The 13,110-nt window shown below is 39.0% G+C and carries 16 protein-coding genes; 6 read left to right on the top strand and 10 right to left on the bottom strand.

The genetic code is table 11. From position 1 onward, the window contains the following. The first annotated feature begins 46 nt into the window (after positions 1-46). Genes MWU56_RS11950 through MWU56_RS11960 form a run of 3 tightly spaced genes read left to right on the top strand, consistent with a single transcriptional unit; the run spans position 47 to position 2,383 of the window. Positions 47-403 carry a hypothetical protein gene (locus MWU56_RS11950; protein WP_247044728.1) on the top strand — a complete coding sequence of 119 codons (357 nt, stop codon included), beginning with the start codon at positions 47-49 and terminating at the stop codon, positions 401-403. Beyond that, on the top strand, positions 403-711 hold the full coding sequence (locus tag MWU56_RS11955; RefSeq protein ID WP_247044729.1) for an antibiotic biosynthesis monooxygenase family protein: 309 nt from the start codon (positions 403-405) through the stop codon (positions 709-711). The genes MWU56_RS11950 and MWU56_RS11955 overlap by 1 nt, the downstream gene beginning before the upstream one ends. A 4-nt stretch (positions 712-715) precedes the next feature. Further along, positions 716-2,383, top strand: coding sequence for a glycerol-3-phosphate dehydrogenase/oxidase (locus MWU56_RS11960; RefSeq protein ID WP_247044730.1), 1,668 nt, complete (start codon positions 716-718; stop codon positions 2,381-2,383). Here MWU56_RS11960 and MWU56_RS11965 read toward each other — a convergent pair. Beyond that, positions 2,380-3,381, bottom strand: a complete 1,002-nt coding sequence (locus MWU56_RS11965; RefSeq protein ID WP_247044731.1) for an NAD(P)H-dependent glycerol-3-phosphate dehydrogenase — start codon at positions 3,379-3,381, stop codon at positions 2,380-2,382. The genes MWU56_RS11960 and MWU56_RS11965 overlap by 4 nt on opposite strands. Before the next feature lie 124 nt (positions 3,382-3,505). Between MWU56_RS11965 and MWU56_RS11970 the strand changes: the two genes are divergently transcribed. Both MWU56_RS11970 and MWU56_RS11975 read left to right on the top strand, forming a co-directional pair. Continuing rightward, positions 3,506-4,426, top strand: a complete 921-nt coding sequence (locus MWU56_RS11970; protein ID WP_247044732.1) for a nicotinic acid mononucleotide adenyltransferase — start codon at positions 3,506-3,508, stop codon at positions 4,424-4,426. Positions 4,427-4,714: 288 nt separating this feature from the next. Next, complete coding sequence (locus MWU56_RS11975; protein WP_247044733.1) at positions 4,715-6,238, top strand: SulP family inorganic anion transporter; 1,524 nt, start codon at positions 4,715-4,717, stop codon at positions 6,236-6,238. A gap of 9 nt (positions 6,239-6,247) precedes the next feature. Here the strand turns inward: MWU56_RS11975 and MWU56_RS11980 are convergent, their stop codons facing one another. The 7 genes from MWU56_RS11980 to MWU56_RS12010 all read right to left on the bottom strand — a co-directional run bounded on the left by MWU56_RS11980 (position 6,248) and on the right by MWU56_RS12010 (position 11,493). Then, positions 6,248-6,775 (bottom strand): DinB family protein, encoded by a 528-nt coding sequence (locus tag MWU56_RS11980; protein WP_247044734.1) that lies wholly within the window; start codon positions 6,773-6,775, stop codon positions 6,248-6,250. Between the two features lie 53 nt (positions 6,776-6,828). Next, complete coding sequence (locus MWU56_RS11985; RefSeq protein WP_247044735.1) at positions 6,829-7,650, bottom strand: META domain-containing protein; 822 nt, start codon at positions 7,648-7,650, stop codon at positions 6,829-6,831. Then, positions 7,647-8,066 carry an META domain-containing protein gene (locus tag MWU56_RS11990; protein WP_247044736.1) on the bottom strand — a complete coding sequence of 140 codons (420 nt, stop codon included), beginning with the start codon at positions 8,064-8,066 and terminating at the stop codon, positions 7,647-7,649. The genes MWU56_RS11985 and MWU56_RS11990 overlap by 4 nt, the downstream gene beginning before the upstream one ends. Before the next feature lie 77 nt (positions 8,067-8,143). Next, the gene (locus MWU56_RS11995; RefSeq protein ID WP_247044737.1) at positions 8,144-8,851 is read right to left on the bottom strand and encodes a membrane or secreted protein; all 708 of its coding nucleotides are present in this window, start codon (positions 8,849-8,851) and stop codon (positions 8,144-8,146) included. Positions 8,852-8,933: 82 nt separating this feature from the next. After that, on the bottom strand, positions 8,934-9,413 hold the full coding sequence (locus MWU56_RS12000) for a c-type cytochrome (protein WP_247044738.1): 480 nt from the start codon (positions 9,411-9,413) through the stop codon (positions 8,934-8,936). Positions 9,414-9,533: 120 nt separating this feature from the next. After that, a complete protein-coding gene (locus MWU56_RS12005) occupies positions 9,534-10,493 on the bottom strand; it encodes a YheT family hydrolase (protein ID WP_247044739.1) in 960 nt (319 codons plus the stop codon). Between the two features lie 22 nt (positions 10,494-10,515). Beyond that, the gene (locus tag MWU56_RS12010) at positions 10,516-11,493 is read right to left on the bottom strand and encodes an NAD(P)H-dependent flavin oxidoreductase (RefSeq protein ID WP_247044741.1); all 978 of its coding nucleotides are present in this window, start codon (positions 11,491-11,493) and stop codon (positions 10,516-10,518) included. A 117-nt stretch (positions 11,494-11,610) separates the two neighbouring features. Between MWU56_RS12010 and MWU56_RS12015 the strand changes: the two genes are divergently transcribed. Further along, complete coding sequence (locus tag MWU56_RS12015; RefSeq protein WP_247044743.1) at positions 11,611-12,093, top strand: acyl-CoA thioesterase; 483 nt, start codon at positions 11,611-11,613, stop codon at positions 12,091-12,093. A gap of 5 nt (positions 12,094-12,098) precedes the next feature. On the opposite strand, the gene MWU56_RS12020 is transcribed toward MWU56_RS12015, so the two are convergent. Further along, complete coding sequence (locus MWU56_RS12020) at positions 12,099-12,755, bottom strand: SMI1/KNR4 family protein (protein ID WP_247044745.1); 657 nt, start codon at positions 12,753-12,755, stop codon at positions 12,099-12,101. Then, positions 12,736-12,990 carry a hypothetical protein gene (locus MWU56_RS12025; RefSeq protein ID WP_247044746.1) on the bottom strand — a complete coding sequence of 85 codons (255 nt, stop codon included), beginning with the start codon at positions 12,988-12,990 and terminating at the stop codon, positions 12,736-12,738. Before MWU56_RS12025 ends, MWU56_RS12020 begins: the two co-directional genes overlap by 20 nt. Positions 12,991-13,110: the final 120 nt, after the last annotated feature.

Genomic DNA, 13,110 nt, shown 5'->3' on the forward strand with positions numbered 1-13,110 from the left:
AATATAGAATATTGATTTGTACCTTTGGAATTCATATCAAAAACACATGTCACGAGATGAACAATTAAAGGAACGTTGGGAGTATTTGGTAGAAAAATTATCTGCTCAGTTTTCTGATGGTGACCCTTTGGAATTGGATGGAATCGTCTACTTGGTAGGCGTTCAAGAACTAGGAAGTTTTCATCGAAAGTTCAAAAAGGACGAAAAGGTCAATTTGATGCATATTGCCATATGCAGGCTATTGGAACCATATGGATATTATGATTTTGATTTTTTTGATGACGATGGATGGCCACACTTCAAGATAAAAGAACAGTTGCCACCATTAAAAGTAGGGGAACAGTCTGTTTTAATGAAGGAAGCCTTGGTCAATTACTTCGTAGAAAAAAAATACATCCGCTAATGGACCTTAGAAAGCCATATTATGCAGTAATTTTTACCAATCTTAGAACTTCTGTAAACGATGGGTATGCTAATATGGCTGATGAAATGGAGGAATTGGCTCGTAAACAGCCAGGTTTTTTAGATTTTGAAAGTGCCCGTGATGGTCTTGGTATTTCCATCAGTTATTGGGAAAGTTTGGAAGCCATAGCCAATTGGAAAGCCCAGATGGATCATAAAGAAGCCCAAAGAAAGGGAATCCAAAAATGGTACTCTTGGTATAAAGTTAGGGTGTGCCGTGTGGAACGCGAATACGAATTCAATAAATAGACCCATGTCCAAGAACATTACTTTTTCAAACACAAACAGAAAGGAAAGTTTACAAAAAGCGGTGAATGAAACTTACGACCTCATTGTAATTGGAGGTGGAATCACGGGAGCTGGAATTGCGTTGGATGCATCTTCTCGGGGAATGAAAGTTTTATTGCTAGAAAAAGGGGATTTCGCATCCGGCACCAGTAGCAAATCCACAAAACTCATACATGGAGGATTACGTTATCTAAAGCAGTTCGATTTTTGGCTGGTAAAGGAAGTAGGGTCCGAAAGAGCCATTGTGCATAAATTAGCACCGCATTTAGTGATTCCCGAAAAGATGTTATTACCTCTAATTGAAGGAGGATCTTACGGAAAATGGTTGACTTCCGTTGGTTTAAAAGTGTATGATATTTTGGCACAAGTTTCCGGGGAAGACAAACGGCAGATGTTGGAGAAGAAAGAGGCCTTGAAATTGGAACCACTCTTGCCAAAAAAGATTTTGAACGGTGCAGGGTATTATGCAGAGTATAGAACTGATGATGCCCGACTTACTTTGGAAAACTTAAAGGCCAGTCTTCAATTTGGTGCACAAATATTCAATTATACCAATGTCACCGATTTCATTTATACTAATGAGCAAGTGGCGGGAGTAAAATTTAGGGATACTGTTTTTGATGATGAGTATAGTGTTTCATCAAAATATGTAATCAATGCTGCTGGTCCATGGGTGGATGAGCTTAGGAGTGTGAACCAGTCCAAAAAAGGTAAACGATTGCATTTGACGAAAGGTGTCCATTTGGTGTTTCCAAAGGAAAAACTCCCAGTGAAGCAATCCGTTTACTTTGATATCCCCGACGGACGGATGATGTTTGCCATACCGCGAGGCAAGGTTACTTATGTAGGCACCACGGATACCAATTTTAACTTGGATAAAGATAACGTAAGTACCGATATAGCCGATGCAATCTACTTAGTGTCCGCGGTGAACAACATGTTCCCCAAAATTGAATTGGAACTGGACGATATTATTTCCTCATGGGCTGGGTTGCGACCGTTGATCCATGAAGAAGGAAAATCTGCCTCACAATTATCCCGAAAAGATGAAATATTTACTTCGGATACAGGCCTGGTGAGCATTGCAGGCGGCAAACTCACCGGATACCGAAAAATGGCAGAGCGAACGGTAAACCGCATTGCCAAAAAAATGGAGGAAGATCATGAAGTTGAATTAGAACATTGCACTACGGACAAAATTCCACTTTGCGGGAACGACTTTAAAAAGTTCAAACATGTAAAAAAATACATTTCCCAGGTTTTTGAAGTAATCCAGGAAGATGGTTTTGAACAGTATGATGCATGGTATTTGGTTACCACTTATGGCAAACAAACCGAATCCATTTTGGAACTGTATGCGAACATTAAAACTGAGATGCCAAAGGAGAAAATGATAAGGGCCGAGGCCCAATTTACCATCGCTTTTGAAATGGCATTGAATCCGTTGGATTTTTTCATCCGAAGAACGGGCAGACTTTATTTTGATATTGAAAGTGTTCGCACCTTTATGAAACCCGTTTTTGAAGAATTCCAGGAAGCGTATAATTATTCAGAAGAAGAAATAGAATCCTTTTCCAAGGATTTGGAAGCCCAAATAAATGAACATTCCAATTTTTCGTTGGAGCGGGATTAATCCAACTTCTCCGTCAACTTCTCAAAAACCTTTTTTGGGTCCTTGTTTTTATAAAGAACTTGGTACACGGCATTTATAATGGGTGTTTTGGATTTCTTTTGCAGTTTGTCCATAAGGTCATGGGCGCTTTTGGTGGCATAGTAGCCTTCGGCCACCATATTCATTTCCATCATGGCACTTTTTACGGTATAGCCTTTGCCAATCATATTTCCGAACATACGGTTTCTGCTAAAAACCGAATATCCCGTTACCAACAAATCACCCAAATAAGCAGAGGCATTGATGTTCCGTTTCATTTTGTACACACGGTCGATGAACCGTTTCATCTCTCGGATGGCATTGCTCATCAACACACTTTGGAAATTGTCCCCGTAACCAAGTCCATGGGCAATACCTGCAGCAATGGCATAAATGTTTTTTAGCATGGCAGCGTATTCGGTACCGATGATATCATCCGATATTTTGGTGCGGATATAGTCACTTTTTAAATGTTTGGCCACTATCTTGGCCTTGTCGGCATCGGCACAGGCAATGGTAAGGTAAGATAGTCGCTCCAAGGCAACTTCCTCAGCATGGCATGGTCCTGTGATCACTCCGATATTCTCAAAAGGAATCTCATATTTCTCGTTAAAATGCTCTCCAACGATGAGTCCACTTTCAGGAACAATACCCTTTATCGCAGAAAAAATAATCTTACCCTTTAACGAAACCGTCAAATTTTGAAGTTCTCTATCTAAAAAAGCAGAAGGAATAGCAAAGATGAGTATATCAGAGGATTCAACCACTTTATTGATGTCATGGCTCATGTCGAGTTGTTTCACATCAAATTCCACCGAACTCAAGTAGTTGGGATTGTGTCCTTCATTTTTAATGTTCCGAATTGCCGAATCGCTTCGCATGTACCAATGTACTTGGTCTAAATTCTCCGTCAACATTTTTACAATGGCCGTTCCCCAACTTCCACCTCCAAAAACTCCAAAACTAAGTTTGTTTTCCATGCATATAAATTAGTGTGTAAAGCTAAAAAATAAATCACATAGCTTGTTTTATTCTGATAATCAATTGGTTAAATATATTGGCATAGAGATTGGTTTACGTAAAGAGAACTTTAAAACCTCGATTATGAAAAATAAAAAACTACTCTTTGGAATTTTGTTCATTGGCCTTTTGGCCAGTTCTTGCTACACCGAGGTTATTGTGGATGATGATTTTATAGAAGAATCACCTATCAATACCGCCCTAGTTTTGGAATCATATGATCTTTGGTATGTGAATATCAATAAAACCCGAGGAAAGGGAGAGGTGCCATTTTTACAGCGGGCTTTCACTATTTCTTTTGATAGAGGAATTATTTATGCTAACAACAATCTTTCGGGATTGGGTAAAATTGGCAACGGATTGGGTATAGATGTTGGCGAATATGCTACCTATAGTGGTCAAGTAGAAATAGACCACGATGTGGACGGACTTTGGTTGATAGAAGTGTATGCCTTGGATAATAATACGTTGGAGCTCTACGACCCACAATCGAACACCTCTTATGTATTGGAGGGTTATCAACGGAACAACTTTGATTATGATATGGTGTTCTATGATAACATCCACTACTTTTTGCAGGAATACCAAGTTTGGGAGAAAACCTATACCAGTACGGTGGGTGCCTTAAACGAGTTTGATGCGGAAAACTATCTACAGTTTTTTGCTGATGGAGGTGGGTTTTTTAGGTCATCCATAGATGCACAGGCGGTACCACTTACAAACATACAATGGGATTATGAGGGAGATTATAGGATTTATGATGTGGTAAACGATGCAACATTGAAAACTTTAACACTGGATTATGACTTCCTAGGCAATGATTATTTTGAGTTATACGTTATCAATGATAGTACTATAGAGTTGTATCATGTATCCAGTGGAACGGTTTATGAATTCACGGGAAGAGGGTACATTCAATACTTGAAATCAAATGACGGAACAGGTAAAAAACGTTCAAAGACCAATAATCCTGTAATGGACGTTACCCGTCAACGAAATATGTAAGGAAGAACATTTTGGTTCGACTATACAAACAGTTTTTTTGGTTGGTTATTTAGTTAAGAATCGTCCCGGGCAATTTTGCTCGGGACGTTTTTTTTAATAACAATTAAAACAAGGCTAATTTGCTATCTAAAAGAAACAATTCTAATATGAAATTGTAAAATTTTGGTATTCATGTCAAAAAGTACATAAAATTGGCTAACAGGTAGATTATCAAATTCTTAAAAATTTTCAGCGGATTAGGGACTTGCATTAATTAGTGCTACTTTTGCCCGCTTTAAGAAATAAGCCATGAAAAAGTATCTTAACCTTTTTGACTTTTCGCAGAAAGTAAACTACCGCACAGAAATTTTATCGGGCTTAACCGTTGCGCTTGCCTTGGTGCCCGAAGCCATCGCATTTGCACTAATAGCTGGATTATCCCCCCTAACCGGATTGTATGCCGCATTCGTTATGGGGTTGGTCACCTCAATCTTGGGTGGCAGGCCTGGAATGATTTCCGGAGCCACTGGCGCCATAGCTGTAGTTGTAGTGAGTTTGGCCAAGCAATATGGGGTAGAATATGTTTTTGCCGCCGTAATTCTTGCAGGAATTATGCAGATTTTGGCAGGCTTGTTAAGGCTTGGAAAATTGATGCGTTTGGTTCCCCATCCCGTGATTTTTGGGTTTGTGAACGGGTTGGCAGTTATTATTTTTATGTCTCAGATGAGCCAGTTTAAAACGGTTGATGGAGAATGGCTGACCGGTAGTACATTGTTTATTTTTCTTGGTTTAGTACTATTGACCATGGTTGTTATTTGGGGATTACCTAAACTCACAAAGGCAATTCCAGCATCATTGGCCGCTATACTTTTGGTATTTGGCATTGTGTTTTTTGGAGGATTGGATACAAGAACGATAGGGGATATAGCTTCCATTCAGGGAACATTTCCGCCATTTCATATTCCTGAACTTCCCTTTACATTGGAAACACTGCAGATTATATTTCCCTTTGCCGCAATTATGGCGGGCGTTGGTTTGATAGAAAGCCTTTTGACCCTAAATATTATTGATGAAATCACGGAAACACGGGGTCGAGGAAACAAAGAAGCTGTTGCCCAAGGAACGGCCAACATACTCTCTGGATTGTTTTCGGGAATGGGTGGCTGCGCTATGATCGGACAAAGTTTGATCAATACCTCCAATGGTGCAAGGGCAAGGCTTTCCGGAATCGTTGCTGCTTTAATGCTATTGGTTTTTATAATGTTTGGTTCAAGTTTAATAGAAAGGGTGCCCATGGCAGCTCTTACCGGCCTTATGATCATGGTAGCTTTGGGTACTTTTGAATGGGCAAGTTTAAAAACCTTCCGTCGTATGCCCAAATCCGATGTTTTGGTAATGGTATTGGTGACCTTGGTTACGGTTTTCCTTCATAATTTGGCATTGGCAGTTTTGGTAGGGGTTATTATTTCTGCATTGGTATTTGCCTGGGACAACGCAAAACGAATCCGTGCTAGAAAAAGCACCGACGACGAGGGCGTAAAACATTATGAAATTTATGGACCGTTGTTTTTTGGAAGCACCACATTGTTTGCAGAAAAGTTTGATGTGCTAAAAGACCCAGACGAAGTAGTCATCGATTTTAAAGAAAGTAGACTTGTGGATATGTCTGCGATAGAAGCTGTTAATAAAATTACCGAACGCTACCGAAAAGTGGGCAAAAAAGTACACCTAAAACATCTAAGTAGGGACTGTAGGCGATTGCTGGCCAATGCCGATGACATTATAGAGGTAAATGTTTTGGAAGACCCAACCTATAAAGTTGTCGTAGATTAAGTTTACTACTTATTCCTGGGTTTCCCCCATAAATACGTTCACCTTTGGATTTTGAGGATTGCCATTTGCCCGGCGCATAAGTACGATTTGGCCCGTATGGTGAATACAATCCGAAATCATTCCGTTTATGATGTTCCAAATTGGAAATTCGAATTTGCGATCCCCCTTATTAAAGATTACTTTATAATTTTCCATATCCTCCATGGTAGCATTTTGAACCTTGTTGCTTGCAGATTGGAGATTGAGGAGAGTCATTTTTCTTAAATCTTCAAAAGAATATGGAGTCAGATGTATTGGCTTTTCATAGGGTTTCGCATCTGGTGCCAATAGAATGTTGTTGGACAATACATTAATGTGTTCAATGGTTTCAATGATGGACCGTCCGTTTTCTGATGGCGTGTAGGTAAGGTCATCTTTGGTCAATCCCTCGGTTGCCCAATAGAACCGATACCCCAACCCATCGATTAATCTGGCCAATATATTTCCCGGCAAATAGTTTTCTGGATATTTTGGGATTTCTCTGTAAGGTAGTTTCATATCAAACCAACGATCTACTAATAAATAATTTAAAATCGATAGATTTTATAGCACTAATCAATTTTTTTAAACACCAATAAGTTTTCTTCGGAACCATTGGATAAATAGAGTCTGTTGTTTTCTATTTTGTATGTGGTACTGCCTTGTAGAGCAGTCAAAAATTCAGCTTCTTTTTCCATGCTCGGACAAGCCATCCGGGTAGAGGCAACTTGTGTAAAACGGAGTATGCCCTGCTCAAAGAAAAGGCTTCCTGTCATTCGATTGCAGCCGGAGAATCCAGAAAATCTATTATTGTTGATATTGATTTCCATATTCGGAACATCCCTGCCACTGAAATCATTTTTGGAAACAACCGTTCCTAGCATTTTCTCCAGTACCCAAATATCATGAAGTCTATAATCGGTAATGTACGATCCGCAGCCTTCATAAACCATGGTCTCTCCTTCACCTGTGCTTTTGTATGAAATGGTAACGGTGTAAGGTGAAATTACTCCTGACATAGCATTGGTGCATTCTTTTTGGGAAATAACAATGTCCATGCTCGTGGCTTCAGTTTGAATACGATACATACTAATGTTGGCATCCTGAACTTTTATGGGTTCAGTATTGGGAACATGGATGGTGTCTGACATGGTTTGAAGCTCAACGTTGTCATCATATATTTTGAGACCCCAAAATGGTTCGGTACCGGTTGCTTTAAAATAACTACCGTCAATTTTCCTTGCAATAGGCTCCATTTCGTGCTTTGAGTTTTCAGTAATAGTGTCTGCTGTGATTTTTTCTGGTGTTTCGGAATCTATAGATGCTTGTTTTTTCTTACCAACACAGCCGAAAAACAATAGCATGCCACAACTCAGGATGAGTAGATTCTTCATATTTTAATTTTTTTAAAACGCATCATGGGTATTTCACCAACTAAAAGATTGAGTTTACCATCTTTTAATGAGTAACCATCTATTTTCTTCATCATAGTCAAAAAATGGCGTTCGCTTCCACCACAGAACATCATGGTTGTGGGGCCTGGGTCTCCAAAGACGATGGAGCTTTCCGCTAATTCAAAATCGGCTGAATACCCATTGCAACTGTCCGTTCCTGTTACCTTTCCTGAATCTTTATCGAAAGTTAACCGTGGTTTTTTTTCAGGGAATAGACCCTCAAATGCAATTCGTGGTCCGGAAATATACTCCAGTTCCCAAGTGCTACTGTACAATGCATCGCTATTTGATTTTGTACTGACACAGGATTGGACCAAAAGCATGACCGAGAATAATAATATGGAAATGGTTTTCATTTATACAGAAATGACTAGTTTATGTGTCAAAAAAACAGTAAATCATTGAATGATAACTTTGATTAAGCCTCATTGTTTTATTGGGTTCTTATACTCCATACTTCGTAGATTGGTTTTCCTTTGCTACTGAGCCCGGAGTGATGCCAGTCCCCATTTACCAACTCATAGTTAAATTGCAAACTTGCTCCTACGCGTGAATCATCTCTGGAAAAAAAACCTATGTTTTCGGTATATTTTCCATCAATAGTGGTGTAAGTTCCTCCACCAGTACCCATAAACGCTTTAGTTTCGGTGTTAAAGGCAATCCATTGGAAACGTGTTCCCGACAGTATTTTCATTGTTTTTCGCGGCCCAGAAGTGTCACGTTGTACAATTTCACCATCGCGTTTTCTGCCAGAGATCAGCCATGCTCCGAATAAATCACCAGGTGTTCCATCATCAATTCGGTCCCAAGCTTTGCCTCCCATATGTAGTTTATCATTCTTAACTTCGTAAGACGTGCTTCGGCTGGTTCCAACCAATTCGGGGTTTAAGGAAGCATATTCAAAAATATTGGTGATTACATTGTCCTCAATGGAAAAACTACCTCCCCATGTTCCTTTAAATTTTCCATTAGCCTTCTCAAATGAGGCTTCGGATATAAAATTTCCGGAAAAAATGGTTACGTATTGTATTTCCACTCCCTCGTCATTGGTTTGAGTGGATTCCCATGCTCCTTGGATATTTTGTGAAAGTAGAATAGGAAAGGACAAACAATAAAGTGCTAGAATTACAATTTTTTTCATGAGATAAAGTTTGTGATAAGATAGAAAAAAAGCCGCTGTTTTTGGTGAAAAACAGCGGCTTTTTCTATAAATGAGTTGTTTGTTAGAGAGTTCTCAAATACTCGGCAACATCTCTGGCCTCTTCCTCCGTTAAATTTTGGTCGAGCATAATTGCATTGTTGTATTCTTTGAGCAATGCTTGTGCAATTGGATCTTCCTTGAGCATTCCATTAGGATTCAGAATCATGTTCATTACCCATTCCGGGCTTCTTCTGTCATAAACACCCTTTACAGCAGGGCCAATCATACGCTTGTCTATCATATGGCATGCGACGCAAATAGCATCAAACTTAGCTTTGCCACGAGCAGCCATTTCCTCGTTTATATCTTCAGGAAACTCTAGGTTAGTAATAGGTCCAACACCTTTGTTAGTTAGATCTACAGGGACCTCTTCTTTGGTTTCGGCCTTTTTTTCTTCGGTTTTGGTACGGTTTACTTCAAAACCATCTTTCTTTTCTTCTTTTTTCTCACCACAGCTTATTATCATGGCACCAAGAGCCAAGGATAGTACAATTTTTTTCATGCTAAATTTTATTGAAGTATATTTTATACAATGTAGATGCTAAGATAAGTAATTGGGAATTAATACTCGCAGTGAAATTTGTGAGTTACAACACAAAAAATATGCTTTTACACACGACAATTATAGGGTCTCAAAAAAATCTAAAGCTCTTTTTTCCGTATACGTGATATTGTCCTTTCCCCAAAAGCCAACATGCCCTCCGTAAGTGGGGGTTTCGAGATATAATTCAGCATTGTTGTCTGTTTCTTTTACAGGAAAACATTCAGGTCCTAAAAATGAATCGTTTTTGGCGTTGATAATTAAACTAGGGACCTTTATATTTGGGAGAAACTGTAGGGAACTGCATTGTTCATAATAATCCATGGCGTCTTTAAAATTATGAGCCTTGCTGGTGTATACATCATCAAAATCTTTCAAATTTCTGATTTTTTTAATGTCAGCACCCGTAATCTTCTCAGGAAAAAGGGCCTGTTTTTGTTTCAATTTAGCCAATAAATTTCCCTTGAATCGTATCGCATACAATATGTTTTTTGTATTGAGTAACTGTTTGCAGGAATCGTAAAGATTGCACGGCACGGAAACCGCAACCGCTCCTTTCAATTCTTTTGGAAGATGGTTTCCTTCGCCTAAATATTTAAGTAAAAGATTTCCTCCCAAACTAAACCCTTTTAAGTAGATTTTGGAATATTTATTCGTATTTAGAATATGTTCAAGAACTTCAATCAAATCCTCGGTGGCACCAGAATGATAGGAACGGTATGCTTTATTTGGTTCGCCACTACATCCACGATAGTTTACCGAGCACGTATCATAACCATGTTGGTTGAGTATTTTGGCACTGCCCGTGATATAAGGACGCTGGGCATCCCCTTCCAATCCATGTAGCAGAATTACTAATTTTTGGGTCGGTATTTGGGAATCGCTCCAATCCAAATCCAAAAAATCCCCATCGGAAAGTGATATGCGTTCCCTTTTTTGAACCACCCCGTTCACCGATCTTATGATGCCTGAGTAAATGGTGGCGAAGTGCCCATTTCTGAATAAAAGAGGAGGTGTATAATTGGAGTCAACTCGGGGCATCTGTACAATTATGTTTTAAAATTTAATTCTTTGGATAGATTTTTAAAAGACTTGATTGTTCCTCTATCGATGTTTTGAATTCATTTTTTAAGTTCTCAACCAGTGTAGATACAGTTAGAACATTGTCTATTGTTGTTACCCCTTGACCAGCAGACCAAATGGTTTTCCATGCCTTGGCTTCGGTGTCGAGTTCCTTGCCGAAATCAATTTTGGTGTCTTTTTTTAAGTCTTTTTCGGTTATTCCTGCGGCGCTTAAACTTGCTTTCAAAAAATTGGCATGTACCCCAGAAATGGCAGCTGTATAAACCACATCGTTGGCACCTGCATCAATAATCATTTGTCGGTACTCTTCCGTAGCTTTACTTTCTTCTGTATTGATAAATCGTGTGCCCATATAAGCTAAATCGGCACCCATTTGAAGGGCAGATGCAACATCTCTACCTGTACTGATACAGCCCGAAAGTAATATGGTTTTGTTGAAGAATTTTTTCACCTCTGCAATCAAACTTATTGGGTTTATGGTTCCTCCGTGCCCTCCTGCTCCAGCAGACACGAGAATAAGCCCGTCCACGCCAGCTTCGGCAGCTTTTTCGCCATGACGTTTTTTGATAATGTCGTGAAATACTAGCCCCCCATAACTATGAATGGCGTCTACCACTTGGCTTACGGCACCTAAAGACGTGATCACGAGTGGAACTTTGTGCTTTACGCAAAGCTTTACGTCTGCCTTCAATCTTGGGTTGGTGGGATGCACAATTAGGTTAACACCGAAAGGTGCCGCTTTTTTCCCGGTTTCCTCCTCAAATGCCTTCAATTCGGATTTTATTTGAATAAGCCATTCCTCAAAACCTTCACTAGTTCGCTGGTTAAGGGCGGGAAAAGTGCCCACAATTCCATTTTTACAACATTCAACCACTAATTTTGGGCCCGATATCAAGAACATTGGTGCCGCAACTACAGGTAGAGATAAATTTTTGATGAATTTCGCTTTTTCGCTCATGGGTTCTGTGTTAAACTATGTTTAAAAATAGGAACAATTCTACTTCTTCATGGGAATCAGTTTTCAAAACTATGGTATTTTTACAATTATTATGCATGCATAACAAAATATCCTACTATGTTTTTTAAAGAATTTGAGATTAGATGGAGTGATATAGACGCTAATCGACATTTGGCCAATTCGGCATATATCAATTTTATGAGCCACACCCGCATGGCCTATTTGGGCTTGCTCGGATTTAACCAAAATAGTATGGCTGCCCATAATATTGGCCCAGTTGTGTTTTATGAGCACGTGTACTATTTTAAAGAGGCATTTCCTGGGAAACCTGTAAAGGTTTCGCTCGAATTTGTTGGTATGAGCGAGAATGGAATGTTTTTTGAGTTTAGGCACAATTTTTTCGACCACAATGGCAAAAACTTTGCACGTTGCGAAATGATGGGTGCTTGGATTGACTTAAAAGAAAGAAAATTAATTGGCCTGCCCGATGAATTTCTCAAGGCTTTTGAGTCTACGGAAAAATCGAATGATTTTAAAATATTGACGAAGGCCGATACCCGAAAGCACGTTCAGGTACCCAAAGACTTGGAATTGGCCTAGAAGTTTTAATGTTTTGGATAACCGAACCAGCTCGGGGAAGTTGTTATCAATTTTCCCGAGATGATTTCATTGAGCCAACGTTCGTACCAATCCAAAAAGGTATGGTCTTCAGAAAATTTTGGAGGGGACAGTTCGCCTCGGTCCAAATTAACTACCCTACCTTTGTGAGGACCATTTAAAACTAGGGCATGTATAAAGGAACAACCTTGTGAACCAAGAGGCAATATTCCACCATATAGAGTACCGTTCAATCTATTGTAATCCTCATCTGTAATGTCTTCTTCGTAGAAGGGGTCGGTCATTTTATCCCACTCTGTCCAGGTGATATTTGGATAAAGTGCACATTCTTTTTTTAAGTGATTTTCCACATTTTTATAAATCAAATCATCCAGATTTTGTCCAAATGGATAGATTCCGAAATAAGGTCCTGAACCAGAGTTTAGAAACGATTTTCCGCCATTACCAATCTGCAATACAAAGCTTTTATAACATTCTGGTAGCTGAACGCTGTAATATTGTTCGAATGCGATAATTTTTGAAATACTTATAGGGCCATTCATTTCATATTTGTGACTCCCTGCTCCAAAAACTTTATAATGATTATCTGTTTCTTTTGCTTGTTGTAGCTTTTGTTTGAGACGTTCAATTTGTTCGCTTGACATATTTTTTAATTCCTACATTATAAATAAAAAAGAAGAAGAAGTATATAAGGAGCACTGCCATGGCCATATCATAAACAGACATTTTTGGTTCAGTTGACCGAAGAAAAAAACCAATAGTGCCATCCAACTGAAAAGGAGTGTCAATTTGTGCTATAGTCCAGTTCTCGGGAATTATTCTGAAAACCGCTTTGTCCAGAACCTCCACTATTATATAAAACCCACCCAAATGAAGCAAAGGGTTTATTTTGTAAGCTTTGTTTAGCAGAAAATATAAAGCCAAATACAAAAGAAAAATAAATGTTCCCAAAAAGATACCTATTAAAACCATATGTAAAAATTATTGAGCGTATGGCAA

The organism is Allomuricauda sp. F6463D, assembly GCF_023015965.1.
Taxonomy (GTDB): Bacteria; Bacteroidota; Bacteroidia; order Flavobacteriales; family Flavobacteriaceae; genus Flagellimonas.

Coding starts and splice junctions, on each gene's coding strand:
- MWU56_RS11950 (WP_247044728.1), top strand. CDS start 47: ATGTCACGAGATGAACAATTAAAGGAACGTTGGGAGTATTTGGTAGAA.
- MWU56_RS11955 (WP_247044729.1), top strand. CDS start 403: ATGGACCTTAGAAAGCCATATTATGCAGTAATTTTTACCAATCTTAGA.
- MWU56_RS11960 (WP_247044730.1), top strand. CDS start 716: ATGTCCAAGAACATTACTTTTTCAAACACAAACAGAAAGGAAAGTTTA.
- MWU56_RS11965 (WP_247044731.1), bottom strand. CDS start 3,381: ATGGAAAACAAACTTAGTTTTGGAGTTTTTGGAGGTGGAAGTTGGGGA.
- MWU56_RS11970 (WP_247044732.1), top strand. CDS start 3,506: ATGAAAAATAAAAAACTACTCTTTGGAATTTTGTTCATTGGCCTTTTG.
- MWU56_RS11975 (WP_247044733.1), top strand. CDS start 4,715: ATGAAAAAGTATCTTAACCTTTTTGACTTTTCGCAGAAAGTAAACTAC.
- MWU56_RS11980 (WP_247044734.1), bottom strand. CDS start 6,775: ATGAAACTACCTTACAGAGAAATCCCAAAATATCCAGAAAACTATTTG.
- MWU56_RS11985 (WP_247044735.1), bottom strand. CDS start 7,650: ATGAAGAATCTACTCATCCTGAGTTGTGGCATGCTATTGTTTTTCGGC.
- MWU56_RS11990 (WP_247044736.1), bottom strand. CDS start 8,066: ATGAAAACCATTTCCATATTATTATTCTCGGTCATGCTTTTGGTCCAA.
- MWU56_RS11995 (WP_247044737.1), bottom strand. CDS start 8,851: ATGAAAAAAATTGTAATTCTAGCACTTTATTGTTTGTCCTTTCCTATT.
- MWU56_RS12000 (WP_247044738.1), bottom strand. CDS start 9,413: ATGAAAAAAATTGTACTATCCTTGGCTCTTGGTGCCATGATAATAAGC.
- MWU56_RS12005 (WP_247044739.1), bottom strand. CDS start 10,493: ATGCCCCGAGTTGACTCCAATTATACACCTCCTCTTTTATTCAGAAAT.
- MWU56_RS12010 (WP_247044741.1), bottom strand. CDS start 11,493: ATGAGCGAAAAAGCGAAATTCATCAAAAATTTATCTCTACCTGTAGTT.
- MWU56_RS12015 (WP_247044743.1), top strand. CDS start 11,611: ATGTTTTTTAAAGAATTTGAGATTAGATGGAGTGATATAGACGCTAAT.
- MWU56_RS12020 (WP_247044745.1), bottom strand. CDS start 12,755: ATGTCAAGCGAACAAATTGAACGTCTCAAACAAAAGCTACAACAAGCA.